22 protein-coding genes are annotated in these 25190 nt (G+C 70.9%); 8 read left to right on the forward strand and 14 right to left on the reverse strand.

What is annotated here, in order from left to right:
• Positions 1-37: 37 nt before the first annotated feature.
• The 5 genes from FF100_RS08285 to glgX form a co-directional block, all read right to left on the reverse strand.
• Complete coding sequence (locus tag FF100_RS08285) at positions 38-694, reverse strand: intradiol ring-cleavage dioxygenase (RefSeq protein WP_139035086.1); 657 nt, start codon at positions 692-694, stop codon at positions 38-40.
• A 45-nt stretch (positions 695-739) separates the two neighbouring features.
• Positions 740-2356 (reverse strand): hybrid sensor histidine kinase/response regulator, encoded by a 1617-nt coding sequence (locus FF100_RS08290; RefSeq protein ID WP_139035087.1) that lies wholly within the window; start codon positions 2354-2356, stop codon positions 740-742.
• A 531-nt stretch (positions 2357-2887) separates the two neighbouring features.
• Positions 2888-4807 carry an AI-2E family transporter gene (locus tag FF100_RS08295; RefSeq protein ID WP_139035088.1) on the reverse strand — a complete coding sequence of 640 codons (1920 nt, stop codon included), beginning with the start codon at positions 4805-4807 and terminating at the stop codon, positions 2888-2890.
• Positions 4808-4946: 139 nt separating this feature from the next.
• On the reverse strand, positions 4947-5324 hold the full coding sequence (locus tag FF100_RS08300) for a response regulator (protein WP_048447205.1): 378 nt from the start codon (positions 5322-5324) through the stop codon (positions 4947-4949).
• 164 nt (positions 5325-5488) lie between these two features.
• Complete coding sequence (glgX, locus tag FF100_RS08305) at positions 5489-7768, reverse strand: glycogen debranching protein GlgX (RefSeq protein WP_139035621.1); 2280 nt, start codon at positions 7766-7768, stop codon at positions 5489-5491.
• A gap of 201 nt (positions 7769-7969) precedes the next feature.
• Here glgX and FF100_RS08310 point away from each other — a divergent pair, with 201 nt between their 5' ends.
• Entirely contained in the window at positions 7970-8398 is a 429-nt protein-coding gene (locus tag FF100_RS08310) for a CBS domain-containing protein (protein ID WP_205824806.1), read from the forward strand.
• Between the two features lie 18 nt (positions 8399-8416).
• Here the strand turns inward: FF100_RS08310 and FF100_RS08315 are convergent, their stop codons facing one another.
• The 3 genes from FF100_RS08315 to cobD form a co-directional block, all read right to left on the reverse strand.
• Positions 8417-8701, reverse strand: coding sequence for a hypothetical protein (locus tag FF100_RS08315; RefSeq protein ID WP_139035089.1), 285 nt, complete (start codon positions 8699-8701; stop codon positions 8417-8419).
• A 226-nt stretch (positions 8702-8927) separates the two neighbouring features.
• Complete coding sequence (locus FF100_RS08320; protein ID WP_139035090.1) at positions 8928-10223, reverse strand: KpsE/RkpR family capsule polysaccharide export protein; 1296 nt, start codon at positions 10221-10223, stop codon at positions 8928-8930.
• 111 nt (positions 10224-10334) lie between these two features.
• Complete coding sequence (gene cobD / locus FF100_RS08325; RefSeq protein WP_139035091.1) at positions 10335-11333, reverse strand: threonine-phosphate decarboxylase CobD; 999 nt, start codon at positions 11331-11333, stop codon at positions 10335-10337.
• 14 nt (positions 11334-11347) lie between these two features.
• Here cobD and cbiB point away from each other — a divergent pair, with 14 nt between their 5' ends.
• Positions 11348-12340 carry an adenosylcobinamide-phosphate synthase CbiB gene (gene cbiB, locus FF100_RS08330; protein ID WP_139035092.1) on the forward strand — a complete coding sequence of 331 codons (993 nt, stop codon included), beginning with the start codon at positions 11348-11350 and terminating at the stop codon, positions 12338-12340.
• 1157 nt (positions 12341-13497) lie between these two features.
• On the forward strand, positions 13498-14655 hold the full coding sequence (locus FF100_RS08335; RefSeq protein ID WP_171070096.1) for a radical SAM protein: 1158 nt from the start codon (positions 13498-13500) through the stop codon (positions 14653-14655).
• A gap of 313 nt (positions 14656-14968) precedes the next feature.
• Here the strand turns inward: FF100_RS08335 and FF100_RS08340 are convergent, their stop codons facing one another.
• The 6 genes from FF100_RS08340 to FF100_RS08365 form a co-directional block, all read right to left on the reverse strand.
• Positions 14969-15937 (reverse strand): efflux RND transporter periplasmic adaptor subunit, encoded by a 969-nt coding sequence (locus FF100_RS08340; RefSeq protein WP_139035094.1) that lies wholly within the window; start codon positions 15935-15937, stop codon positions 14969-14971.
• Positions 15938-15964: 27 nt separating this feature from the next.
• Positions 15965-16168 carry a DUF1656 domain-containing protein gene (locus FF100_RS08345; protein WP_139035095.1) on the reverse strand — a complete coding sequence of 68 codons (204 nt, stop codon included), beginning with the start codon at positions 16166-16168 and terminating at the stop codon, positions 15965-15967.
• Complete coding sequence (locus FF100_RS08350; RefSeq protein WP_139035096.1) at positions 16168-18192, reverse strand: FUSC family protein; 2025 nt, start codon at positions 18190-18192, stop codon at positions 16168-16170. The genes FF100_RS08345 and FF100_RS08350 overlap by 1 nt, the downstream gene beginning before the upstream one ends.
• Complete coding sequence (locus FF100_RS08355) at positions 18192-18689, reverse strand: MarR family winged helix-turn-helix transcriptional regulator (protein ID WP_139035097.1); 498 nt, start codon at positions 18687-18689, stop codon at positions 18192-18194. Before FF100_RS08355 ends, FF100_RS08350 begins: the two co-directional genes overlap by 1 nt.
• 194 nt (positions 18690-18883) lie before the next feature.
• Positions 18884-19222, reverse strand: coding sequence for a hypothetical protein (locus FF100_RS08360; RefSeq protein ID WP_139035098.1), 339 nt, complete (start codon positions 19220-19222; stop codon positions 18884-18886).
• Positions 19223-19300: 78 nt separating this feature from the next.
• Entirely contained in the window at positions 19301-19537 is a 237-nt protein-coding gene (locus FF100_RS08365) for a hypothetical protein (RefSeq protein ID WP_139035099.1), read from the reverse strand.
• 431 nt (positions 19538-19968) lie between these two features.
• Between FF100_RS08365 and FF100_RS08370 the strand changes: the two genes are divergently transcribed.
• From FF100_RS08370 to FF100_RS08390, 5 genes are all read left to right on the forward strand, one after another.
• A complete protein-coding gene (locus tag FF100_RS08370) occupies positions 19969-20904 on the forward strand; it encodes a sugar kinase (RefSeq protein WP_139035100.1) in 936 nt (311 codons plus the stop codon).
• Positions 20901-21545 (forward strand): bifunctional 4-hydroxy-2-oxoglutarate aldolase/2-dehydro-3-deoxy-phosphogluconate aldolase, encoded by a 645-nt coding sequence (gene eda, locus FF100_RS08375; RefSeq protein WP_139035101.1) that lies wholly within the window; start codon positions 20901-20903, stop codon positions 21543-21545. Before FF100_RS08370 ends, eda begins: the two co-directional genes overlap by 4 nt.
• A gap of 204 nt (positions 21546-21749) precedes the next feature.
• Positions 21750-22388 (forward strand): L,D-transpeptidase, encoded by a 639-nt coding sequence (locus tag FF100_RS08380; RefSeq protein WP_139035102.1) that lies wholly within the window; start codon positions 21750-21752, stop codon positions 22386-22388.
• 268 nt (positions 22389-22656) lie between these two features.
• Positions 22657-23976 carry a tetratricopeptide repeat protein gene (locus FF100_RS08385; protein ID WP_139035103.1) on the forward strand — a complete coding sequence of 440 codons (1320 nt, stop codon included), beginning with the start codon at positions 22657-22659 and terminating at the stop codon, positions 23974-23976.
• A gap of 10 nt (positions 23977-23986) precedes the next feature.
• Positions 23987-25189, forward strand: a complete 1203-nt coding sequence (locus tag FF100_RS08390; protein ID WP_139035104.1) for an MFS transporter — start codon at positions 23987-23989, stop codon at positions 25187-25189.
• The last annotated feature ends 1 nt before the right edge of the window (position 25190 follow it).

Here is a 25190-nt window from a genome sequence, read left to right on the forward strand (position 1 = left end):
GATCGGTTCCCCGCGGCCGCAAGGCCGCGGGAAGCCCTCACGTCCCCTTGACCACGAGCGTCAGCGCCGCCTCGTAGCCCTCGCCCAGCGGGCGCACGGTCGCGATGCCGCGGCCCTCGGGGTCGTCCTGGCGCAGCAGAAGATCGCGGGCATTGCCGATCCGGCCGCGCCGGGGGCGGTCCGCGTAGGCCGGTCCTGCATAGACCGCCTCGCTCACCGCGTCCGGGAAATAGATCTGTCCCGTGAGCGCCGTGCGTCCGCTCACGATCACCTTCACGTGCAGGTGAGGCGTGCGCCCCGGATACCAGCCCGGATAGATCGTCCGGAAGGCCACGCGGCCGGCGCGGTCGGCGACCTGCGTGCCGCGCAGGAAGGTCCGGCCGATGGTGGAGACGCCCCGGTCGCCCTGGTCGGAATAGCCCGAGTAGCGCCCTCGCGCATCCGCGTGCCAGAGATCGACCCGGGCCTCCGGCAGCACGACGCAGTCGCGGAGCGTCACGACCTGGAGGCGCACCGCGAGCGGCGTGCCGTCCCGGTCCTCGCGGAGGTCCGACCGCATCAGGCGGGGATCGAGGTAGAACGGGCCCTCGACCGCCTGCGGGGTCAGGAGGCAGGTCGCCTGCGCCGGCCGGGGCATCAGGAGACCGGCCGCGAGGGTGCCGAGCATCACGCGGCGGGTCGGGCGGTCCGGCATCGGATCCTCCTTGTCTCCCGCCGGAGAGGGCGAGACCTCTGAGCCTCAGGTCACACCGGTGGGGCCATCCAGCACGGCGCGCACCCGGCGCGCCAGCTCCATCCGCCGATACGGCTTGTTGATGATCTCGAACTCGGTGCCACCGGCATCGGTGCGCTCCAGCGAGGCCTCGGCGTAGCCGGTGGTCAGCAGCACCTTGAGCCGGGGCTGGCGGCGGCGCGCCTCGCGGGCCAGCATCACGCCGTTCATGCCGCCGGGCATGATCAGGTCGGAGAACAAGAGGTCGACCTTGTCGCCGCCGTCGAGGAGCTCAAGAGCCTGGCGGCCGTCGGTGGCCATCAGCGTGGTGTAGCCGAAATCGCGCAGGATCGCCCGGGCGAGCTCGGCGACGTCGCGGCGGTCGTCGACGACCAGGATCGTCTCGGTGCCGGCGCGCTGGTCGGCGCGCTTGCCGGGGCCGGGGGCCGGGCGCTCGTCGCTGTCGCTCATCGGGAAGTAGAGCCGCACGGTGGTGCCGTGGCCGGCCCGGGACTCGATCACGACGGTGCCGCCGGATTGCCGGGCAAAGCCGTACACCATGGCGAGGCCCAGCCCCGTGCCGCGCCCCTCCTCCTTGGTGGTGAAGAACGGCTCCATCACCCGGGCCAGGATCTCCGGCGGCATGCCGTTGCCGGTATCGGTCACCGCGACCGAGACGTAGCGCCCGGGCTGCGGCAAGCCCGAGGGCAATTCGTCGACGTCGAAGGCGTGGTTCTCGGTCCGGACCGTCACGGTGCCGCCGTCCGGCATCGCGTCGCGGGCGTTGATGAGGATGTTGAGCAGCGCGACCTCGGTCTGGGTCGAGTCGAGGCGGGCGTTCCACAGGCCCTCGGCGAGCTCCGCCCGGACGGCGATTCCCTCGCCGAGGGTACGGCCGGTGAGGTCGTGCATCCCCTCGACCAGGTTGTTGAGGTTCACCGCCCGCCCGTCGAGGCGCTGCTTGCGGGCGAAGGCGAGCAGCTGCTGGGTCAGGGTGGTGGCACGCTCGGCGGCGTTGCGGATGTTGTCGACCGCCCGCATCATCCGGCGCGGATCGGCCGCCGGGTCCTCGAGGCCGGATTGCAGGATGTCGACGTAGCCGACGACCACCTGGAGCAGGTTGTTGAAGTCGTGCGCGATGCCGCCGGTGAGCTGCCCCAAGGCCTCCATCTTCTGCGACTGGCGCAGGGCCTCCTCGGCGTCGCGGCGGCGCGACACGTCGAGCTGCGAGCCGAAGAAATACACCAGCTCGCCGTTGGAATCGTAGACCGGCGAGATGAACAGCGCGTTCCAGAACGTCGAGCCGTTCTTGCGGTAGTTCAGGATCTCGGTGGCGATCTCCTTGCGCTCGGCGATGGCGCGGCGCACCTCCGCCACCGTCTCGCGGTCGGTGTCGGGCCCCTGGAGGAAGCGGCAGTTGCGGCCGACCAGCTCCTCGGGGGTATAGCCGGTCATAGCCCGGAAGGCCTGGTTGGCGAAGATGATCGGATTGTCCGGCTGGCGCGGATCGGTGACGATCATCGGCATCCGCGTCATCTCGACGGCGGCGAAGAAGATGTCGCTGTGGTGGTCCGAGACGTCGGTCGGCACGTCCGCCACGGTCGGCCGGTCGCCCACTTCAATCGGCGTTCGCTTCACACTCATCGTCGCTCCGGTGGCCGCCTGGCGCACGGCCCGCTCGCGCCGTGTTCGGGCCATGCTCCGGGTCCTTGGTCGTGACGCGTATCCCGCGACGAACCGGCACCCCTGTCGTCGGAAAACGCGTTCGCCCAATCCCGTGCCCGCATGAGATCCTACACTCGGTCTCCCCGCACAACCGGGAATGTCGCCGGTTGGAACCGCGACCGGGCGTCGCTCCAGGAATCCGGATAGAGCAGGCGACGCAAGGTTGCAATCGCGGTTCGCACCCCTGAACCGGCCCGCAGGCCGCCGCCGGGCCGAACAACCGCCGCGGCAACTGAATTTCCCCGTCCATCCGGGGCAAATGGACTTCGCGGCAGCTCCACCGGGGCCGGATCGGGCAGGCGGCGCGCCTGGCCTATGTTCTTACAGATGGCGGATCATCCACCCGATGCTTGCATCCGAGGCTGGGGCGAGGCGAGCGGCGGGCGGGCGGGACGGCCCAGGATCGGCCGACAGTCGGTCCTGGGCCGTCCTGCGATCCGCGACGCCGGATCAGGCGGCCCGGCGCGGGGCCTCGCGGGTCTCGCTCGCGCCCGAGAGCGAGAGGGCAGCGTCGAGGGCATCGGTGATGGTGGTGACGAGGATATCGGCGGAGGTCGCCCGTCGCAGGCGGTCGCGGCCGCCCGGGTCGCGCTCGCGCCACACCGCCACCATCACCCGCACGCCCGGGATCGCCCGCCGGGCGAGGCGCGCAGCCAGCCGGATATGCGAGGTGCTGATCGGCTCGATGTAGGACAGGCAGACCAGCGCGACGCCGTCGGTGCCCGGCCGGTCGCCCTTGTTGAGGGCATCCTGGGAGGTGGTGCGGGCGTTGAGGCCGTGGCGCCCGAGCACCTGGGCCAGCATCCCGGCGGCGGCGGCGTCGAACGGCCCGCGGGCCGCCACCACCAGCACCGGGGCCGGCCCGCGCCAGGCCGGCGCGAGATCCTCCTTGCGGCGCACGATCGTGGTGGCGGCGCGGTCCGGCCCCAGGGCCGCCACCGCCGCCTCGGTCTCGGCGCTGCGCACGGCGGCGGCCCCCTTCGGCACCGGCATCGAGCCGAGCGTCGCCACCACGGTCTCGATCGCGGTGCCGACCGCCTGCTGGCGGTCCGCCGCCAGCGCACCGCTCGCCCGGTCGTTCTGGGCGAGCCGCAGGCCGCCGAGCGCGATCTCGTCGTAATAGGTCGCGAGCTCGCGCTCCTTGAGCACCTGGCGCGCCTTCTCGATCGCCTCGAGGGGATCGCCCGCCAGCATGCGCTGGTAGAAGATCTCGGAGGGCGCCAGCGCCGGCCGGTCGCCCAGCATCACGTCGAGGAAGCCGAGGCGCTCGACGTGGCGCCCGAGCACCACCAGGCAGACGGTGATCGGGGTGGCGAGCACCAGGCCGACCGGCCCCCACAGGAAGGTCCACAGGGTGGCTGCCAGGATCACCGCCACCGGCGACAGGCCGGTCGAGTGGCCGTAGAGCAGCGGCTCGATGACGTGGCCGGCGATCGGCTCGACGACCGCGAACAGCACCACCGTGGCGATCAGCATCGACCAGCCCGGATCGACCGCCGCCGCGACCAGGAGCGGAAATGCCATGCCGATGACCGCGCCGATATAGGGCACGAAGCGCAGGATCCCGGCGAGCACGCCCCACAGGATCGGGCTCGGCACGCCGATCAGCCACAGGCCGAGCGCCACCACCACCCCGAAGGCGAGGTTGAGGCCGGCCTGGGCGAGGAAGAACCGCGACAGGCGCGCCACCGCGTCGTCCATCGCCGCCGTGGTGGCGCGCAGGTCGCCGGAGCCGGCGAGCCGGATCGCGCGGTTGCGCAGGTCCTCGCGCTGGGCGAGGAAGAACAGCGTGAAGAGCAGGATCAGACCGACGGTGGCGAGCGGATGCAGCACCGGCGCGACCACGCTGCCGAGGGTCGAGAGCAGGCCGGCCTTCGGCTCGCGCACCTCGACCAGCATCGGCTTCTCGACATCGGCCGGGCCGCCCCGGGCCTTGCCCGCCTCCGGCGGCTGCAGGTCCTGGCTCAGGTCCTGCACCGCCTGGAACAGGCGCTCCAGGGTGGCGCCGCCGCCAGCCTGGGCGCGCAGGGCCCCGATCTTCTCGCGCATCGTCACGGTGTAGCGCGGCAGATCCGCGGCGAGCTGCGACGCCTCGTTGGCGATCATCAGGCCGATGCCGCCGAGACCCGCGAAGGTCGCCAGCACCACGACCAGCACCGCGAGCGAGCGCGGCAGGCGGCGGCGCTGCAGCCCCCGCACCGCCGGCGCCAGGACGAAGCTCAGCAGCACCGCGAGCGTGATCGGCATCAGCACGTCCCGCCCGAGGGACAGGATCGCCCCGATCGCCAGGACCAGCAGGCAGGTTGCCAGCGCCGTGAACACCGGCATCGCGTCGCGCAGGCGGCGCGCCGTCACGGGATCGTCGATCATCGGCCTCTCATACGATTGAGCCTGCGCATCGACCCGCCGATGCGCAGGCGTCCGGCACCGTCACGCCGACGCCAGTTCGGACCCGGCCGCCCGTCGAACGCGAGCGTTCGGCGGGGCGGCGGGATCGCCCGCAGGGCTCTCAGGGAGACGGCGGCGTGCCGAGGGCGGCGCCGATCTGGGTCAGGAGCTTCGAGAAATCGACCGGCTTCGGGTGGTAGTCGTCGCAGCCGGCCTGGATCACCTTCTCGCGGTCGCCCGACATGGCGTGGGCGGTGAGCGCGATGATCGGGATCCGGGCGGTCTCGGCGTCGGATTTGAGCGCGCGGGCCGCCGACCAGCCGTCGAGCACCGGCAGGTTCATGTCGAGCAGGATGATGTCCGGCCGGCTGGTGCGAGCCTTCAGCACGCCCTCCTCGCCGTCATGGGCGAGCACGACCTCGTAGCCGCGCCGCTTGAGCCGCCGGGAGAGGAAATCCCAGATTTCCTCATGGTCCTCGACGAGAAGGATCTTTGCCACCGCCCCCACTCCACGCTCGCACGGCACCAGGGCGGGACGGCCGGTCCGGCCGTCCTCTGGCACCGCGCATCATCGAAAGACCCCGATCCGCGCTCCCTCACCGCTGACGCAGTGGAGGAGCGAATACCCCGGGTCAGACTCAAGTGGGCAGGCCCGCCCGATTGTCACCCCTCATGCGGCAAGCCGAACGCCACGCACTCGGATTCCGCCCGCTCGAAGGCCTGGATCACGTGCTGGTAGGAGCGCCAGGTCTCGCTGGCATGGTCCACGTCGGTCGGGCGCAGCACGAACATCAGCATCGAGCGGCCGGTCACCGCGTAGGTGCTGCCGATGGCGAACCGGGCGAGGTCCTGGGTGTCGGGCAGGTTGGTGTCGAGCACCCGCATCCAGGCATCGCCCCCCACCACCTCCGGCAGGGTGAACTCCACCACGTCGTGATAGGCGTTGAACATCAGCATCAGGGTCGCCTCGCCCCCGCGCCGGTGGATGCCGCTCGATTGCGCCCGCCCGTCGAGGACGACGGTGAGCGAGCGGGCGCCGCCGTCGTTCCAGTTCTCCGGGTTCATCTCGGTCCCGGACGGGGTGAGCCAGCTCACGTCCTTGACGCCGAGATCGGCGTCGTAGGCGCCGGTGAGGAACCGCCCGCGGCTCAGCATCGGCAGGGACTTGCGCAGGATCAGCAGGCGCTGGGTGAACTCGGCGAGGTCCCGCTCCTCCTCGCCGATCTTCTCCCATTCGATCCAGGAGATCTCGTTGTCCTGGCAATAGGCATTGTTGTTGCCCTTCTGGCTGCGGGCGAACTCGTCGCCGGCGAGCAGCATCGGCGTTCCGCGCGACAGGAGCAGGGTCGCGAGCAGGTTGCGCATCTGGCGCATCCGCACCGCGCGGATCTCGGGATCGTCGGTCGGTCCCTCGGCGCCGTAATTGTAGGACAGGTTGTGCGAGTGCCCGTCGCGGTTGTCCTCGCCGTTCGCCGCATTGTGCTTCTCGTTGTACGAGACGGTGTCGGCGAGGGTGAAGCCGTCATGCGCGGTGATGAAGTTCACCGAGGCCCAGGGGCGCCGGCCGCGCTTGTTGAACTTGTCGGCCGAGCCGGTCAGGCGGGAGGCCAGCGCCGGCAGCAGGCCCTCGTCGCCCTTCCAGTAGCCGCGCACCTCGTCGCGGAAGCGGTCGTTCCACTCGGCCCAGCCGGGCGGGAAGCCGCCGACCTGGTAGCCGCCCGGGCCGCAATCCCACGGCTCGGCGATCAGCTTGACCGAGGACAGGACCGGGTCCTGGCGGCAGGAATCGAGGAAGCCGCCGCCCTCGTCGAAGCCGTAGGGCTCGCGGCCGAGGATCGTCGCGAGATCGAAGCGGAAGCCGTCGACCCGCATCTCGGTCGCCCAGTAGCGGAGCGAATCGGTCACCATCTGCAGCACCCGCGGGTGCGAGAGGTTGACGGTGTTCCCGGTGCCGGTGTCGTTGATGTAGTAGCGCTTCTGGTCCGGCAGCAGCCGGTAGTACGAGGCGTTGTCGATGCCCTTGAACGACAGCGTCGGGCCCTTCTCGTTGCCCTCGGCGGTGTGGTTGTAGACCACGTCGAGGATCACCTCGAGGCCGGCCCCGTGCATGCGGGCGACCATCTCCTTGAACTCGGAGAAGGCGAAGTCCGGCACGGCGGCGTAGCGGCGGGCGGGGGCGAAGAACGAGAGGGTGTTGTACCCCCAGTAATTCACCAGGTCCTTCTCGAGCAGGTAGCTGTCGTTGACGAAGGAATGGACCGGCAGCAGCTCGACCGAGGTGACGCCGAGGCTGCGGATATAGGCCAGCACCTCAGGGGTGCCGAGGCCCGCATAGGTGCCGCGCAGGCGCTCGGGCACCGCCGGGTGCAGCTTGGTGAAGCCCTTGACGTGGGTCTCGTAGAAGACGGTCTTGTCCCACGGCACGTTCGGCTTCTGGTCGCGGCCCCAGGTGAAGGCGGGGTCGATCACCCGGCACTTGCGGGTGAAGGGCGCGCTGTCGCGGGTGTCGAAGGTGGTGTCGTCGCCGCTCTCCATCACGTAGCCGAACAGGGCCGGGTTCCAGGTCACGGAACCGACCAGCGCCTTGGCGTAGGGATCGAGCAGCAGCTTGTTGGGATTGAAGCGGTGGCCGGCCTCCGGCTCGTAGGGGCCGTGGACGCGGTAGCCGTAGATCGTGCCCGGGCGGGCGTCGGGCAGGTAACCGTGCCAGACCTCGTCGGTGTATTCGGGCAGCTCGATCCGCTCGATCTCGGTCTCGCCGGAATCGTCGAACAGGCACAGCTCGACCTTGGTGGCATGGGCGGAGAACAGCGCGAAGTTGACGCCGAGGCCGTCCCAGGTGGCGCCCAGGGGGAAAGGCTGGCCCTCGCTGATGCGCGTGGCGCGCCGGGCGAGAGGCGAAGCCGCCGGGGTCTCCGGGGCGGGCTTGGACGTGAGTTCCATGTTCATGGGGGCGTTCGACGATCCCGGAGGCGAGAAGCCTGACTGTGGGCTGAACGCGCCGGCCCTCGCCCAAGCTCCCGCGCCGTCGTCAAAATTTCACGGCCGTGGATTCCGTGCGGAAATCCGGCCGCGATCGGGAGCCGCGGCGATCCTCGCGGGTTGCCGAGGGCCGCGCACGGCACGGGGATACAGGTGAGCAGCATGAGCGCGACGGTCGCGGACGTGATGAGCAGGGATGTCGAGTTCATCGCCGGCGAGGCCCCGGTGCAGGAGGCGGCGGTGCTGATGGGCGAGCTCGACGTCGGCGCCCTGCCGGTCGGGACGCCGGACGCCCTCGACGGGGTCGTGACCGACCGCGACATCCTCTACCGGGTCGTCGCCAAGGGGCTCGACCCGCGGAACGTCCGGGTGGGCGAGGTGCTGTCGCGCCCGGTCGTGTCCTGCGCCGAGGCCGATCCGCTCCGCACCGCCCTCGACCTGATGGCGGCCCACCACGTCCGGCGCCTGCCGGTGCGCGACGCGGGCGGGCGCGTCACCGGCTGGGTCACCCTGGCGGACCTGTCCCGGGCGCTGCTGCTCGGCGGCGACGCGCTCCAGACCTCGCTCAAGCGCCTGACGGAAGACGCGTAGGCGACGGGCCGGCGGAGGCTATGGGTCGGCCGCGGCCGCCGCGGCGTTGGCCGCCTCGTTGGCGCGCTCGGCCGCCAGGATGGTCTGGCGGGCGGCGTAGCGGGTGACCAGCGCCTCGACGTCGCGGATGGTCTCCTCGACGAGGTGGGCCTGGAGCAGGGCGCGGGGATCGTCGGGCGGCAGGTCCTCGCGCTCCTGGAGACGGCGCATGGCCTGCTTGACCACCCGGTACACGGCCTCGCGCTCCTCGCGGTTCATCGCCGGGGAGACCGCCCGGGCGACCAGGTCGGTGAAATCGGACATCGTTGTGAGGCTCGTTCCTGATGGCGCGGGCGCCCGTACGGCGTCCCGGCCCGCTTCTTCGCACGGCGGGCGCCCGGACCGAAGGCCCCCGCACCGTCTTCGGCGCCTTGTACCCTCGCGCCTTGGCCTCGACACGTCGATGCCAAGGCGTCCGGCGCATCGGCGCCGGCGCCCGTTCGGGCTTGCCTTGCGCCGTCGAACCGATCCGTTCGACGGCACGGCGGTATCACATGTTGTGGTCCTTGACGCCGGCGATGAGCAGGCTGCTGCAGCCCCAGACCACCAGGAAGGCGAAGAACGCCACGAACAGGGCGTGCCCACGCATCGGCACGGTGGAGAGCTCGGGCCGGGTCGGCGGCACGAAGACCGCGAGGTAGACGTGCTGGCGGTTCGCCGCCACCCGGGCACGGTCGAGCATCATGGTGGCGGAATCGTTCAGCTTCTCGGCGATGGTGCGCTCGACCATCAGCCCCTCGTATTCCAGGATCGCCTCGGCGACGTTCTTGCCGCCGACAGCCATCCCGTCGTTGGTCAAGGTGTCCTCGATCTGCTTGATCTGTTGGTTGGTGGCGTTGAGGCTCGCCACGATGGTCTGGATCGAGCGCGACTTCTCGTCGAGGCCGGAACTCCGCAGCACCTGGAGGTCGTTCTCCGACTTGATCTTGTCCTTCCGTAGCGACAGCAGGGTGGTCATCGCCGCCTCCGCCGACTTCGCCGGATCGATGATGCCCCAGCGGTTGCGGAACTCGCGCAAGGCGACATGGGCCTTGCGCAGGCGCTCCTCGCTCGTCGCCAGGTCGTCCTTGCTGTGCCGCAGCATGTCCTGCTGCGCCCGGGACGAGATCGCGTTGATTAGCCCCTCGGCGCGGGCGACGACGTGGCGGCCGATCGCCAGGGCGTCGTCGGGCGTGAACGCCTGCACCGTCAGGGTCATCACGCCCGAGACCAGGTCGATATGCACCTGGACGCGCTTGCGCCAGTACTTCAGCAGCTCCTCGACCGGCTTGTCACCGGAGTAGCGGGTCCAGAAATCGCCTTCGTCGCGGGTGAACATCCGGACGACGTCGAGCTCCTTCTGGGCGCTCTCCAGCATCGGCTGGCTCTCGATGTATTCCTTGACGATATAGCTGTCCTGGCTGTTATTCTTCTGGATCAGCGAGGAGAACTCGCCGAGCGCGACGTTGCCCATCGGCTCGACCTCGCCGCGGACGGCGAAGCGGGCCTCGACCACGTACTGGTCGGCGGCGAAGGCGAACAGGTAGATCCCGATGGCCGCCGTCGGCAGCAGCACGAAGAGGCCGATGTTGCGCAGGAGCCGGGACAGGACCCGGCTCTGGGTGCCGGCGGCCGGCAGGAGCGGCACGCGGCTCCAGCGCAGCGGGTTGAGCAGGGCTGGCAGCCGGCTCCCGGGGGAAATCGGCTCGACCGTCTCGGCATTGCGGCGCAGCTCGGGCACGGTGCGCCGCGCGAACGCGATCATGCTGCCGAGCCTGTCTCGCCGTTTGACCTCGTCCGCGTCCATTTTGACTTGATTCCCCGCGCCGGCGCCGGCCGGCTTAGCGACCTCGACGGCCGATCATCGATTGCTTCGGTTTTCGGCCTTTTTAATGGCGCCGGCCCCTTCGCCGGGCCCTCACGGCTCGCCGAGGACCGCCGCGAGGCGGGACCAGGCCGCCGCGTCGGGGGGCAGCCCGAGGCGCAGGCGCGCCGGCGCCGCCTCGAACCGGCGCACGAAGAGCCCGGCCCGGCCGAGGCGCCCGAACAGGCCGGGGCCGTCGGGGAAGTCGGCGGTGCGAAACAGCCGCGTGCCGCCGACGATCCGGCCGCCGGCGGCCTCGATCAGGGCGTCGAGCCGCGCCGCGTCGCGGCCCCGCCCGACGGCGGCCTCCCGCCGCCAGGCCTCGTCGGCGAGCGCGCGGCGCCCGACCGCGATCGCCGGCCCCGACACCGCCCAGGGCCCGAGCGCGCGGCGCAAGGTCCCGATCAGCGGCTCGCCCGCCACCGCGAAGCCGAGCCGCAGGCCGGCGAGGCCGTAGGTCTTGCCGAAGGAACGCAGCACCAGGCAGCCCGGGGGCGGCGCGGCGCACAGGCTCTCGACGGGCTCCAGATCGGCGAAGGCCTCGTCGACCACGAGCCAGCCGCCGCGCCCGGCAAGCCCGGCCGCCGCCGCCGCGAGGTCGCGCCGCGCCATGATCCGCCCGTCAGGGTTGTTCGGGTTGACGACCACCACGATGTCGGCCTGCGTCGTGAGGGTCGGCACGGTCGCGACGGCGTGCCCCGCCCGGGCCCAGGCGGCGGCGTGCTCGGCATAGGTCGGGCCGACCACCGCGACCCGGCCGGGGGGCCGCAGCCGCGGGACCAGGTCGATCAGCGCCTGGGTGCCGGGCGCGGCGACGACCTGCTCCGGCCGTGCGCCGTAGGCCCGCGCCGCCACATCCTCGAGGGAGGCGAGGTCGGACGCCGCCGGCAGCCGCGTGAAGGCGCTGGCCTCCAGCGCCGGCCACGGATAGGGGATCGGGTTGATCCCCGTCGACAGGTCGATCCAGGGCTCGGGGGCCTGCGGGAAGAGCCGGGCCGCCTCGCCGAGGTCGCCCCCGTGTCGGATCGGTCCGTTCCGCCCCTCGCTCGCCATTCCGTCCACGTCCGATGACCGCCCTGCTGCACCCGCCCGACAGCCTCGTCCTGCTCGTCCTCGCCCTCGCGGTCGAGGCCGTGCTCGGCTATCCGGACCGCCTCTACAGGCTGGCCGGCCACCCTGTCACCTGGATCGGCGCGCTGATCGCCGCCCTCGACCGGCGCCTCAACCGCGAGGCCGACCCGGCCGGGCGCCGCCGCGCCGCCGGAGTGCTGGCCCTCGTCCTCGTCCTCGCCGCGACCGGCCTTTCGGCCTCGGCCCTCGCGCTGGCCTGCGGCGCGCTCGGGCTCCCGGGCCTCATCCTGTGCGCCGTCCTCGCCGCGAGCCTGCCGGCCCAGCGCAGCCTGCACGACCACGTCGCCCGGGTGGCGGACGACTTGCGCCGCGACGGCCTTTCCGGCGGGCGCCGGGCGGTGGCGATGATCGTCGGCCGCAATCCCGAGAGCCTCGACGAGGCCGCGCTCTGCCGCGCCGCGATCGAGAGCCTGGCCGAGAATTTTTCGGACGGCATCGTGGCGCCGGCCGTCTGGATCGGTCTCGGCGGGCTTCCCGGGGGGGCGCTCTACAAGGCGGTCAACACTGCCGACAGCATGATCGGCCACCGCACGCCGCGCCACGAGGCCTTCGGCTGGGCCGCCGCCCGCCTCGACGATCTCGTCAACCTGCCGGCCTCGCGCCTCACCGCCGGGCTCGTCGTCGCGGCCGCCGCCCTGACCCCGGGGGCCTCGGCGCGCGGCGCGATCCAGGCGGTGCGGCGCGATGCCGGCCGCCACCGCTCGCCCAATGCCGGCTGGCCCGAAGCCGCGATGGCCGGGGCGCTGGGGCTCCGCCTCGCCGGCCCGCGGGTCTACGGCGCGACGCGGGTCGAGGATGCCTGGATGGGCTCGGGCCGGGCCGCGGCCACGGCCGACGACATCGCGCGGGCGCTGACGCTGTACCGGCGGGCCTGCGGGCTGCTGTGGGGGTTGGCGGCGGGGCTGGCGGGGCTCGCGCTGGCGGCGTGACGGTTTTCTCGGGGCCTCTTGACGTGCAAGACGGTGCGAGCATCCGCCCCGTCAATCCGGGGCCGCGCCGCGGAGACCGGAGTGCGGAAGGCACGCCCAGACCTGCAAGAGGTCCAGGATAGAGCAGACCCGAGATCGCCTCGTCCGGTGCTACCGGAGCTTCTGGATTCCGGGCTCCGCTCCGCGGCCCTGGATTGATCCGAAAGGCGACAAGTCTGCGGGATTCCATCAAGCAGGCTGCAGTAAGAAAAGGGAAAAGCCTTTTTAACCTTTCTACCCTCCCCGCTCTCGCGTCTGGTCTCGGACCTGCGCTTTCCGTCCATTTTTTAAAAACCGGGTTTTAACGCTCGAAAAGAGCGGAGGGAGGCTTGCCGGCTGGCACGGGCCAGGCTGGATCGCCAGCGAAGGTGTTTCGCGTCGCGTCCAGCGAAGCAAACGTGCGCCCCCTTTCCAACGTTTTTGTCCGCAACAATACTTTTATTATTGCGGATCATATCAAAAAAATATCATAAATATTTCATGAATAAGGATCATATGAGCAGATTATAGTTTTATATTCGGGTTATCTCTCTGATTCATTTGTGGTCTCGTCAACGAATTCGAGACCCGACTTGAGGTCGGATGCGCAACCTGGCTTGGTGCTTCACTACCCCTGTCATCCCTCAGACTTTCCTCTCTGAGCACCCTGCGTCAAGCTTCATTTTGAGTATTGACTTTTGGACTTTTTATGGATTTTAATTGGTGCGGAAGATGTCTTCCGGCTTGCAGGCGAAGGGTAGAGACCATGAAAAGAACGAAAAACAAGGTTGCTACGGTATTTGCTTCAGTTGTAGCAACCACTGCAGCAACGGGAGCGGTCGAGGCAAAGACCAGCCCCGCGGATGTTCATGGCATTGTCGTAGGCCAGCAGCTTGGCGATGCGTCGAAGGCAGCGCTCGATAACATCGCCAAGCGCGGTGTCGTTCGGGAAGCCAGACGGAAGCCCTTCGCCAGAGAAAGTGGACCAAGCTGGGTGCAAAGATAGCGACTTGCATCCTATTGTATCTATTTTTTATCTAGTGTCTTGTTGAGTTGACAAATCAAAATAATCACAATTGGGCCGGTCGCGATTATGGACCCGGCTTAACATCGGCCGGCCCTTTTTCGGGAGAATTATGATGGCGAGAAAAAGCCTTCAATACGTTGTCAAATTATCAAAATATTGTAATTTGAGATGCTCTTATTGCTATGAATTTGAAAGTCTGGGCGATAAGAAGCGCATGTCGCCAGAGTTGCTCGAAGCTATTTTCACACATGCTCGCGATTTCGCGCGTGACGAGGAATTGGCGCGGATACGTTTCAGCTGGCATGGCGGCGAACCTTTCATGGTTCCAGTCGAACAGTACCGTCAGATCGGGGCACTCCAGCGACGCGTGTTCGATGGAAAGATCCCTATCCAGAATGTCGCGCAGACCAACCTGACGATCTTACCTGAAAAACTCTTGGATTTTTTGAAGCATGGCGATTTCTTTCAGGGGATAGGGATTTCTTTCGACGTTCAGGGTGACCAGCGCATCGATCGGCAGGGCCTGCCTTCCGCGCAGAAAACACTCGATAATCTTCAAACCATCATCGATCATGAAATCGATTTTGGCGCGATCACGGTACTTGCCAGAAACACGATATCTCACGTCGAAGCTATTTTCAATTTTTACGACCGCCTCGGCATTCCATTCCGGCTTCTTCCATTTTATCTGAGCGCCTATGACGAGCAGATCGAACAACATGCGATCACACAGGGTGAGCTCGTCGAGGCCATGAAGCTGACCTTCGACCTTTGGATGATGAGCGATAACCCACTCTCGATCGATCCTTTAGATGACTACATCGATCATGCAGTTGATTTTCTGACAGGCAACAAACAATTCATCTATAACAAAGACGCCGATGAGATAGTTTTCATCATTGATATCGATGGTTCCGTATCGGGCATGGCCGATACTTACGATCCCGTGAGGACATACGGCAATCTCGGTACCATGACCATGCACGACATCATCGTCTCGCCTGGACGACGGATCGCGCTCGACGAATGCCAGTCGCGGATGGCTCGCCATTGCAACAACTGTCCCTATTATGGCTACTGTCCCGGGCATTTCGTCGCCGAGGCCACACCGGCGCAGCGTCCCGCAATGGTCGTTCATGGATGCCCGGCCCGCGCCGTCATCGATCATATCGTCGAACGGCTTTCCGGCTTCGACGACTTGAGCGCCATCCTTCCGGCCGTTCGGCGATGCCGGACGGCGGATGCGTCCCAACATCGTCCGGTCTATTGAGATTTGTCACAATCCGGCGAAGCCTAAGTCCCGCACCTCGAGAGGAGGTCACGGGCTGGAAGGCCAGGAGCCTTGGCGGCATCGTGAGCCGCCCTGTCGTGTCCCGCGATCTGGCACCGTTCCGAACCCACGAGCCATACCGCCGCGCCTGCGAACGGATCCGTTCGCAGGCGCAAGGCGAGCCCGAACGGGCGTCGGCGCTGATCCCACAGGCATCATCCCTTCCAGGAGCGATGCCGGTCTCGAGACGAACACGCTCGGCGCTTCCCGATCCGGCGCCGGCCGGGACGGCCGCGATCACACCCCGATTCTGTCAGCTCTTCATCGCCGGGAGCGCGGCCTTCAGGGCCTCCCAGCCGTCGCGCAGCCCGAGATGGCGCAACCCCTCGAACGGCCGGATCTCCGGCCGCGCGCCGCCGGGATGCACCACCACGGTGGCGGTGCGCCCGACGGTCAGCCGGTCGCGGTCGACGGATTTGTCGAGGGCGACGCGCACCGGCACGCGCTGGGCGAGGCGCACCCAGGCGAAGGTCGGGTTGACGTTGGCGAGCAGGGTGGAGCTGGCGCTGCGCTCGCGGTCCTCGATGCCGGCGGCGACGCTCTCGACCGTCCCCGTCACGTCGCGGTCCTCGCCCATCAGCCGGACGCTGACCGGATCGCCGGGATGGATGCGGTCGAGCTTCGTCTCCTCGAAATAGCCCTGAACGTGCAGGGTGTCGCTGTCGACGAGCGCCATCACCGCCTTGCCGACCGCCACGTAGGCGCCGGGGCGCAGCTCGAGGTTGCTGATGCGGCCGTTGACCGAGGCACGCACCTCGGAGCGGTCGAGGTTGAGCCTGGCGAGGTCGCGGTCGGCCACCGCCTGGTCGTAGGCGGCGCGGGCGCTCTGCTCGGCGGCGAGCGTCGCTTCGAGCTTCTGCTGCGACACGACGTTGTCGCTGAGCTGGCGGTAGCGGGTCAGGTCCGCCTCGGCCTGGACCAGGTTGGCCTTGCGGCCGGCCACCACGGCGTCGGCCTGCCGCAAGGCGAGGCCGAAGCGGTCGGGATCGATGCGGAACAGCACGTCGCCGCGCTTGACGCGCTGGTTGTCGCGCACCTCGACGTCGCGCACGAGGCCCGACACGTCGGGGGCGACGCCGACCACCTCGGCCCGCACCCGTCCGTCGCGGGTCCAGGGAGCCTCGAGGTAGTAGTCCCACAACGCCGTCCCGACGACGACGGCGAGGGCCAGCATGGCGGCGGTGACGGCGAAGCGGCCGAGGAAGGCGAGCGCGCGGGTCATGGTCCGAGGATCTTCGTTCAAGAATTGTCAGGTCAGGCGGCTGGCGAGGGACACGACGCCGCCGAGGCAGACGAGGTAGAGGCAGAGGTCGAACAGCGCCCGGTGCCAGACCAGGCGGTAGAGCCCGAGCGCGCCGATCAGCCGGCGCACGCCGAGGTTCAGCACGAAGGCGGCGACCGCCCAGACCAGCAGGGCCGGCACGAACACGCCGTAGAGGTCGATATCGGCCATCAGGCGGCCTCCCTCGCGAGCAGGGGGGCGCCGGCGGGCGGCGCCTCGGGGAACAGGGCGCGGCGCAGGCCCGCCAACCCGAGGAGCGCGTCGCGCCGGCCGGCCGCGCCGGATTCCGCGCCGACCTCCGCCAAGGCCGCATCGATGCGGGCGAGCAGGACCGGCGAGGCCGGGCCGCGCGGCCCCTCGTAATGCTGCGCCACCGCATCGAGGGCGGCGTCGAGGACCGCGACCTCGCTGGCCGGCAGGCCGTGGCGGGCGCGGCGCAAGGACACGAGGTTCATGCCGACCCGCAGGGCCGCCAGGGCGTCGATGCGGGCGAGATCGCTGTCCGGTCCGGCGGCGGCGAGCCGCGGCACCAGGAGGCCGAGGCGGTCGAGCATCAGGTGGGCGAAGGCGGCCCGGTCGCCGCGCCCGCGCCGGCGCGCCGCCCGGGCCAGGTCGGCCCGGCTCGCCGCGACCAGCCGGCGAGCGCCGTGCTCGGCCCCGACCGAGCGGACCAGCCGGGTCACCAGGGCGGCGATCCAGATGCCGCCGACGAGCGCGAGGCCGGAATTGACGTAGGCGCCGAATTCGGAGGTGTAGCGGTCCTGGATCGCCAGCAGCGCGTTGCCGTTGACGCCGAGCGCGAGACCGACCGGCAGGGTCTTCGGCGACGTCATCAGCAGGCCGCACAGGACCAGGACCGGGGCCAGGACCAGGGCGAGGCTGACGAAGTCGTGGACGAGCGGCATCACGCCGAACAGCAGCACGCCGATCGCCGCGGCCGCGATCCCGGTCCAGGTGGCGAAGCTCAGGATCGCCGGGACCGGGTCGTCCTGGGTCGCGAACAGGCAGGAGAGCACCGCACCCATCATCGCCGCGGTGGCGCCGTCGGGCCAGGCGGTGGCGATCCAGACCGCCACGCAGGCGACCATGCCGAGGAACGCGCTGAGCGCGGAGCGGAACGCCATGCCGTGGTCGCGGTGGCGCGGGGCGCGGCCGCCGAACTCGCCCGCGAAGGCGAGCGGCGCGCGCAAGGAGCCGCTGCCGCGGGTGATGCCCTCCTGCAGCTCCCGGCAGTCGCGGCCGATGGCGACGAGCTCGCGCAGGCGGTCGAGGAGGCTCGCCCGGACGAGGGCGGTCCAGGCGGCGTGCGGCGGCAGCGGCCGGTCGGCAGCCTCGATCCGGGCCATGAGCGCATCGGCCTCCCCGGCGGGGGCGCCGGCGGCCGACCACGCCTCGACCGCGGCGAGCAGGCTCCGCAGCTCCGGCGTCATCCCGGACAGGCCGCGGAGCGCCGCGATCCGGTCGGCGAGGGAGGAGAGGACCGGCAGCAGCATCAGCATCCGGCCGCGCAGGAGCTGCACCAGTGGGACCGCCCGGCTCTGGGCCGAGGTGTCGTAGGCGAGATGGGCCGAGAGCGCGTCGATCTCGGCGGCCTCGGCGGCGAGCCGCAGGCGGCGTGCCCGCAGGGCCGGCGGCTCGCCGGCATCGGAGAGCACGTCGCCGGTCCAGCGGCCGGCCTCGCCGAGCCAGGCGCCGATGCGGGAGGCCAGGACCGGTCCGACCGGCTCCGGAAACACGATGCTCGCCACCAGCGAGGCGCAGAGGATGCCGAGCGTGATCTCCTCGGCCCGCGACACCGCGGTGTCGAAGATCGTCTCGGGCGCCGTCACCGCCGGGAAGCCGATCAGCGCCGCGGTATAGCCGGCAAGCATGAACAGGTAGGCCCGCGGCGTGCGGTCGAGGAGCGAGAGGTAGAGGCAGCCGGCGGTCCAGAGCGCCAGCGCCAGGGTCAGCATCTCGGGCGAGGCGACCAGCGGCGGCACCATCACGACCGCGGCCGAGACGCCGATCAGCGTGCCGACCACCCGGTAGAGCGCCTTCGAGCGGGTGGCGCCGGAGAGCGGCTGCATGGTGATGTAGACGGTCGCCATCGCCCAGTACGGGCGCGGCAGGTCGACCCACAGCGCGATGCCGAGGGCGAGGAGCGCCGCCCCGCTGATCTTGACGGCGAACAGCCACTGGCGCCAGCCGGGCATCAGGCGCGTCCTTCCATGGCCGGAGGCGGCGGGTTCGCGCCCTCGCCGGGCCCGCAACGGCTCGCACCCTTCGGGGCGTCGGCCTGGAGCGTGCGCAGGACGTTTAAGGCCGCCCGCAGGTCGTCGTCGCCGACATGGGTGAAGACCGCCTCGCGCAACGCATCGAACCGCGCCTCGATGGCGGCGGCGCGCGCCTGCCCCTCTTGTGTCAGGTGCAGCACCTTGGCGCGGCGGTCGGTCGGGTCCTCCCGACGGGTGACGAGGCCGGCCTCGCAGAGCTGGTCGAGCAGGCGCACCAGGCTCGGCCCCTCGACGCCGAGGGCGTCGGCGAGCGTCGTCTGGCGCAGGTCGCCGCCGAGCCGTCCGATCAGCAGCAGCGGCAAGGCGGTCGCCTCGGTCAGGCCGTAGGCGGTCACGACCTCGTCGGCGGCCCGGCGCCAGACGCGCCCGGCCTGGAGCAGGGTGAGGGTGAGGGATTGCAGGAGGTCGCGTCGCATCGCCGTCGCGTTCGGCCGAGCCGATGATTGATCGCCCTCATAGATAGGATGCTAACGATTTGGCCGGAAGCGCGGGCGGCGCGGGTCGGCCATGCGCGGCGCAGGCGCTGCCCACCCCGTCATCTGCGGGACCGCCCGACGGCGCCGGGCCCGACGATGGCGGCTTCAATCCTGTCGGTTCGTCGACCCGCGCCTCACTGCATCGCCGCCGCGTCCCGGTCCGGCGTCCAGTCCAGTTCCACCACGGTCGCGCCGTCGTCGCGGTTGTAGCGGAGGGCGGTCTGGCGCATCGCCCGGAGCGCCTTCGCATCCTCGGCCCGGGGGCACTGGACGGGATCGTGGATGCGGTGGGTGCGGTCGAGCATGCGGGCGAAGGCGGCGTCGAGGGACGGCATCGCGGCGACGGTCGAGAACGGGGCCGACAGGTAGAAGGTGCGGGCGGGCCCGCGGGCGAGGCAGTAGCGCCAGTCGGCGGCGGCCGGGGCGGCGGCCAGCACGGTTCCGGCCAGGGCGCCGAGGACAAGCACTTTCATCGGATCGGGCAGCTCGAAACAGCCTTCGGGGCCGCCCCGATGCGCGGCACTTGCGGCGTCAGCAAGGCATGACGCGGCTCAGACCCAGGCGCCCTGCACCTCGTCATTGTCCTGCGCGTCGAGGCTCAGGCTCCAGACGCGGGCGCCGTCCTCGGTGACGAGCCAGGCCTCGCCGGTCCGGTCGCCGAACATCGCATCGGCCTGCCCGAGGATGCGGGCGGCGGCGTGGCGCACCGTCGGCGCCTCGATCGGCAGGTCCTGGACGGCGGGGGTCTCGCGATCGTGGAAGCGGGATCGCAATCGGTAGAGCGGCATGACGGGCGAACTCCGGAAGACGGGTGGGCTCTCGCGAACCCGGATGCCGGGCGTGAGCGGCGGCAGCCTCGTGATCTCGAACCGTTCCTCCCGCCCGTCCCCGGCTGCGGCAGGAGACGGGATCGGGCTCGTCCCCGCGGCGGATCGGAGCCGTCGCGGGTTCGTCGTCACGCTCGCCCGACCGGGCGACGCTGGGGCGCCTCTTCTACCGTGTCGCTCCCGCCGTTCAAGACTTGACGCAGGATAAAGTTCACGGCCGAGGCGGGACAGGCGCGGGCCGCGGGCGGGACGTTGACACCGCCCCTCTCCGTCCCCCCTGTGGGGGAAGCCGGAGGCGAGCGGCTCCGGACGGGGCGCCGTAGTCTTTTCGCGGCGCGCCCCCACCTCCGCCCCCCGGAAGGGGGAAGGGAGCGAGGCAGGAGAGGGACACGATGACGACGAGGGTCGCCTGCATCGGCGAGTGCATGATGGAGCTGTCGGAGCGGCCGGACGGCAGCCTGCTGCGCGGCTATGGCGGCGATACGCTGAACACTGCCCTCTACCTCGCCCGGCTCGGCGTCGCGGTCGATTACGTGACGGCGCTCGGCGACGATCCGTGGAGCGACGAGATGCTCGCGGCCTGGGCCGCCGAGGGCGTCGGGACCGGCGAGGTGCGGCGCCTGCCCGGGCGGATGCCGGGGCTCTACATCATCCGCACCGACGGATCCGGCGAGCGCAGCTTCCACTACTGGCGCGACAGCGCCGCCGCCCGCGACCTGTTCTCCGGCCCCGGCGCCGCCGAGACGCAGAGAGCGCTCGCCGGCTACGACCTCGTCTACGCCTCCGGCATCAGCCTGTCGCTCTACGGCGAGGCCGGGCGCGCGGCGCTCGCCGAGACCTGCCGGGCCGTGCAGTCGAAGGGCGGGCGCGTTGCCTTCGACACCAATTACCGCCCCCGCGGCTGGCCCGACAAGGCGAAGGCGCAAGCCGCCTTCCGCGACGCGATGGCGGCGGCCGACCTGATCTTCGCCTCCGCGGAAGACCTCGACTGGCTGTACGGGCCGGACGGCGAGGAGGAGGTGCTGCGCCATCACGGCCGCTGCGAGATCGTGCTGAAGGGCGGCGGCTCGCCGCCGAGCGTGCGGGTGCTTACGGGCACCGACGACGTCACGGTGCCGGCCTCGCCCATCGAGACGGTCGTCGACACCACCGCGGCGGGGGACAGCTTCGCGGCGGCCTACATGGCGGCCCGCCTCGCCGGCCGCTCGCCCGCCGAGGCCGCCGCGTGCGGCCACCGCCTCGCCGGCACCGTCATCGGGCATCGTGGCGCCGTGATCCCCCGGGCGGCGATGCCCGACCTCACCCTCGATTCGGGAAACCAACCATGACCACCGATACCCGTGCCCAACGCCTCGACGCGCTGCTGGCCGCCTCGCCGGTGATTCCGGTCATCACGGTGCCGGAACTGGCCCACGCGGTCCCGCTCGCCCGCGCCCTGGTGGCGGGCGGCATCACCACCCTCGAGATCACCCTGCGCACGCCGGTGGCGCGGGACGCCGCGAAGGCGATCATGGACGCGGTGCCGGAGGCGGTGGTGGGCCTCGGCACGGTGCTCACCCCGGCCGATCTCGAGACCGCGCACGCGCTGGGCGCCCGCTTCGCGCTGAGCCCCGGGGCGACGCCGGACCTGCTGCGGGCGGCGGCCGCCAGCGACATGGTGTTCATGCCCGGCATCGCCACCCCCTCCGACCTGATGCAGGTGCTCGCCGCCGGCTTCACGACCGCGAAGTTCTTCCCCGCGGTGCCGGCGGGCGGCATGGCGGCGCTGAAGGCGCTCGGCGGCCCGTTCCCGCAGGCCCGCTTCTGCCCGACCGGGGGCATCGGCGAGGCCGACGCCAAGGCCTGGCTCGCCCTGCCGAACGTCGCGGCGGTGGGCGGCTCGTGGCTGGCACCCGAGGCCGAGATCCGCGCCGGGAACTTTTCCGCCATCACCGAGCGGGCCCGCCGCACCCTCGCGGCGCTCCAGTAACGGAGCAGAAACGTGTCTGCGCCGCCACGGTGTGGCGTGGACACAACGACGATCTCGCAACCGCGACGCTTCGCCGGATTTAAGCTTGGCTTTGGGACGTGGGCGTTTACGGCTTGGCCATTGGTTCCGCCGTACGGTGCCGGTGGCGTTCGCACCGTCCTTGCCCCGCGCTTCCCTTTCCGAGCTTTTTGCCAAGAGGCTTCCATGCGCCGCTTCGTCCCCGCCCTGGCCGGGCTGGCCTGCGCCGTCGCCGCCTGGGCGGCGCCTGCCGCCGCCTACGAGATCGACCCGCTCACCCGCCAGCCCCTGGAGCAGGCCCTCACCGTGACGGTGCGGGCTCCCGCCGCCGCCGCGGTGTCGGCGCCCGTCGATCCCCTCGACGCCACGGTGCCGAAGCTGAGCCCGATCCCGCGCGAGACGGTGGCCTATTCCGGCCCCTACGGCGCCGGCACCATCGTGGTCTCGACCGCCGAGCGCCGGCTGTACTACGTGCTCGGCAACGGCCAGGCCCTGCGCTACGGCGTCGGCGTCGGCCGTCCGGGCTTCACCTGGAACGGCGTGCAGACCATCTCGATGAAGCGCGAGTGGCCCGATTGGCGCCCCCCGGCCCAGATGATCCGCCGCCGGCCCGACCTGCCGCGCTACATGAAGGGCGGCCCGGAGAACCCGCTCGGCGCCCGCGCGATGTATCTCGGCGGCTCGCTCTACCGCATCCACGGCTCCAACGAGCCCGAGACCATCGGCACCGCCGTCTCCTCCGGCTGCATCCGGATGACCAACGACGACGTGACCGACCTCTACACCCGCGCCAAGGTCGGCACGAAGGTGATCGTGCAGCGCTGATCGGGCGGGCACGGATCAGAGATGCGAAGAGGCCGGCCCTGTGCCGGCCTTTTTCGTTTCATGCTGCCCGCGCGGTCCCGATGGCCGGAAACGCCGCTCCGTCCGGCCTCTCGATCATCTCCCGCGGCAGGTGCCCCCTCGCTCGGCAGGACATCGGCACCGACGGACGCCTGGTCGAGACACGAACAGCCGGCGTCGCTCCAGGCAGGAGAAGCACTTGCTGAAGCCTCTTGCTGACGTGAGGCCGCCGTCGGAGAACAGGACCATCATGGCCCATCCCGACCGCCGCGGCCTGCCCGTCTCGACCCGCTCCAGCATCGCCGCCGCGCATTACCGCGAGGGCGTCGACCTCATGCTCGCCGCCTGGCCGGGCGCCGCGGAGGCGCTCGACGCGGCGATTGCGGCCGATCCGGATTTCGCCCTGGCGCAGGCCGCCCGGGCCCGCCTGCACGCGATGCGCACCGAGCCGGCGGCGGCGCGGGCCCGCATCACCGCCGCCGCCGCGTGCGTGGCGCGAGGGGGGACCGAGCGTGAGCGCAGCCACGTCGCGGTGTTGTCGCTCGCGATCGAGGGGCGATCGGCGCCGGCGCTCGCCCGGGCGCTCGCGCATCTCGAGGCCTGGCCGCGGGACGCCCTGATCCTGTCGCTGCCGCTCGGTGCCTTCGGGCTCCTCGCCTTCTCCGGCCGGCCCGACCACGACCAGGCCCGGGCCGATCTCTGCGAGCGCCACGCCTCCGCCTACGAGGCCGACGATTGGTGGTTCGCGGTCTCCCGCGGCTGGGCCCTCACCGAGAACGGCGCGGTGGCCCGCGGACGGGCGCTCACCGAGCGGGGCTTCTCGTTGCGGCGCGACAACGCCAACGGCGCCCACGCCCTGTCGCACGCCCTGTTCGAGGACGGCGCCGGGACCGAGGCCGAGGCGCTGATCGCCGGCTGGCTGCCGGGATACGACCGCGCCGGCATCCTGCACGGCCACATCGCCTGGCACGCCGCCCTCTCGGCCCTGGAGCGCGGCGATCCCGATGGAGCGCTGGCGATCTACGGCGAGCACGTGCGGCCTGGCGCGACGGCGGGATTGCCGCTCAACGTGATCACCGACGGGGTGTCGCTGCTCTGGCGCCTCGGCGCCTACGGTCACGTGGTCCCGGCCGGGCTGTGGGACGAGGTCCGGGCCTATGCGGAGCCGTATTTCGCGCAGGCCGGCTTCGGCTTCGCCGACGCGCATATGGGCCTGCTCGCCGCCGCGACCGGCGACCGGGCGGCGGCCGAGTCGCGCATCGCCGCGCTCACCGCCCTCGTCGAGGCCGGCACGCTGGCGGCCGGGCCGGTGGTGCCGGCGATCTGCCGGGCGGCGCTCGCCTTCGCCGACGAGGATTACGCAGCGTGCGCCCGGATCCTCGAACCGGCCGCCGCGGAAGTCGTGCGGATCGGCGGCAGCGGCGCCCAGCGCGAGATGATCGAGGACACCCTCCTCGTCGCCCTGATGAAGGCCGGCGAGGTGGGCAAGGCCCGGATTCTCCTCGACACCCGACTCCACCGCCGCCCCTCGCCGCGCGACGCGCGCTGGCAAGCCCGGCTCACCGCCTGAGAAGCCGCCGATGTCGAAGCCCGCCGCCCTCCCCACCGCGACCGGCACCGGCACCGTGCTGCGCCTCGCGACCGCCCAGGCGCTGGCCGGCGCCAACTCGGTCGTGGTCTACGCCACCGGCGCGGTGATCGGCAGCCGGCTGGCGCCGGATCCGGCGCTCGCCACCTTGCCGATCTCGATCTTCGTCGTCGGCATGGCCGCCTGCACCCTGCCGGCCGGGCGGATCGCCCGGGCCTACGGCCGCCGCACGGCGTTCCTGGCCGGCACCGGGAGCGGCGTGCTGGTCGGGCTCCTGGCGGCGCTCGCCGTCGTGCTGTCGTCGTTCTGGCTGCTCTGCCTGGCGACCTTCTTCGGCGGCGCCTACGCCGCCGTCGTGCTGTCGTTCCGCTTCGCCGCCGCCGATTGCGTCGCGCCGGCGCTTCGGCCGCGGGCCCTCTCGGCGGTCATGGCCGGCGGTGTCTTCGCCGGGATCATCGGGCCGCAACTCGTCAGCCACACGATGGATCTGTGGCCCGCGCACGCCTTCGCCGCGACCTTCTTGGCCCAGGCCGGGGTGGCGGTGCTGTCGGGCGTCGTGCTGATGGGCGTGCGGCTCCCGGCGCCGACCGGGGCCGAGATCTCCGGCGGGCGCCCGCTGGGCACGATCGCGCGGCAGCCCCGCTTCGTCACCGCGGTCCTGTGCGGGGTCGTGTCCTACCTCCTGATGAACTTCCTGATGACCGCGGCGCCGCTGGCGATGCACCTGTGCGGCCACACGCAGGACGACGCCAATCTCGGCCTGCAATGGCACGTGATCGCGATGTACGCCCCGAGCTTCGTCACCGGGCGGCTGATCGCGCGGTTCGGGGCGCCGGGCGTGGTGGCGGCGGGGCTCGCGCTCACCGCGGTCGCGGCCCTCGTCGGGCTGTCGGGCCTGGATCTGGCCCATTTCTGGGCCTTCCTGGTCCTGCTGGGACTTGGCTGGAACTTCGGCTTCGTCGGCGCCTCCGCCATGGTGCTCGACTGTCACCGCCCGGAGGAGCGGACCCGGGTGCAGTCGCTCAACGACTTCGTGGTGTTCGGCACGATGGCGTTCGGCTCGTTCTCCTCCGGCGGCCTGCTCGCCCGCTACGGCTGGGACGTGGTGCTGTGGGTGTCGTTCGGCCCGCTCGCCGTGGCGGTCGCAGCGCTCACCATCGCGGCGGCGGCGCGGCCCGCCCCGGCGGCCGGCTGAC

This window comes from Methylobacterium terricola (assembly GCF_006151805.1).
GTDB classification, from domain to species: Bacteria; Pseudomonadota; Alphaproteobacteria; order Rhizobiales; family Beijerinckiaceae; genus Methylobacterium; species Methylobacterium terricola.

Excerpts from the sequence above, each read along its gene's own strand:
- FF100_RS08285 (WP_139035086.1), bottom strand. The coding sequence starts at position 694 with ATGCCGGACCGCCCGACCCGCCGCGTGATGCTCGGCACCCTCGCGGCC.
- FF100_RS08290 (WP_139035087.1), bottom strand. The coding sequence starts at position 2,356 with ATGAGTGTGAAGCGAACGCCGATTGAAGTGGGCGACCGGCCGACCGTG.
- FF100_RS08295 (WP_139035088.1), bottom strand. The coding sequence starts at position 4,807 with ATGATCGACGATCCCGTGACGGCGCGCCGCCTGCGCGACGCGATGCCG.
- glgX (WP_139035621.1), bottom strand. The coding sequence starts at position 7,768 with ATGGAACTCACGTCCAAGCCCGCCCCGGAGACCCCGGCGGCTTCGCCT.
- FF100_RS08310 (WP_205824806.1), top strand. The coding sequence starts at position 7,970 with ATGAGCGCGACGGTCGCGGACGTGATGAGCAGGGATGTCGAGTTCATC.
- FF100_RS08315 (WP_139035089.1), bottom strand. The coding sequence starts at position 8,701 with ATGTCCGATTTCACCGACCTGGTCGCCCGGGCGGTCTCCCCGGCGATG.
- FF100_RS08320 (WP_139035090.1), bottom strand. The coding sequence starts at position 10,223 with ATGGACGCGGACGAGGTCAAACGGCGAGACAGGCTCGGCAGCATGATC.
- cobD (WP_139035091.1), bottom strand. The coding sequence starts at position 11,333 with ATGGCGAGCGAGGGGCGGAACGGACCGATCCGACACGGGGGCGACCTC.
- cbiB (WP_139035092.1), top strand. The coding sequence starts at position 11,348 with ATGACCGCCCTGCTGCACCCGCCCGACAGCCTCGTCCTGCTCGTCCTC.
- FF100_RS08335 (WP_171070096.1), top strand. The coding sequence starts at position 13,498 with ATGGCGAGAAAAAGCCTTCAATACGTTGTCAAATTATCAAAATATTGT.
- FF100_RS08340 (WP_139035094.1), bottom strand. The coding sequence starts at position 15,937 with ATGACCCGCGCGCTCGCCTTCCTCGGCCGCTTCGCCGTCACCGCCGCC.
- FF100_RS08345 (WP_139035095.1), bottom strand. The coding sequence starts at position 16,168 with ATGGCCGATATCGACCTCTACGGCGTGTTCGTGCCGGCCCTGCTGGTC.
- FF100_RS08350 (WP_139035096.1), bottom strand. The coding sequence starts at position 18,192 with ATGCCCGGCTGGCGCCAGTGGCTGTTCGCCGTCAAGATCAGCGGGGCG.
- FF100_RS08355 (WP_139035097.1), bottom strand. The coding sequence starts at position 18,689 with ATGCGACGCGACCTCCTGCAATCCCTCACCCTCACCCTGCTCCAGGCC.
- FF100_RS08360 (WP_139035098.1), bottom strand. The coding sequence starts at position 19,222 with ATGAAAGTGCTTGTCCTCGGCGCCCTGGCCGGAACCGTGCTGGCCGCC.
- FF100_RS08365 (WP_139035099.1), bottom strand. The coding sequence starts at position 19,537 with ATGCCGCTCTACCGATTGCGATCCCGCTTCCACGATCGCGAGACCCCC.
- FF100_RS08370 (WP_139035100.1), top strand. The coding sequence starts at position 19,969 with ATGACGACGAGGGTCGCCTGCATCGGCGAGTGCATGATGGAGCTGTCG.
- eda (WP_139035101.1), top strand. The coding sequence starts at position 20,901 with ATGACCACCGATACCCGTGCCCAACGCCTCGACGCGCTGCTGGCCGCC.
- FF100_RS08380 (WP_139035102.1), top strand. The coding sequence starts at position 21,750 with ATGCGCCGCTTCGTCCCCGCCCTGGCCGGGCTGGCCTGCGCCGTCGCC.
- FF100_RS08385 (WP_139035103.1), top strand. The coding sequence starts at position 22,657 with ATGGCCCATCCCGACCGCCGCGGCCTGCCCGTCTCGACCCGCTCCAGC.
- FF100_RS08390 (WP_139035104.1), top strand. The coding sequence starts at position 23,987 with ATGTCGAAGCCCGCCGCCCTCCCCACCGCGACCGGCACCGGCACCGTG.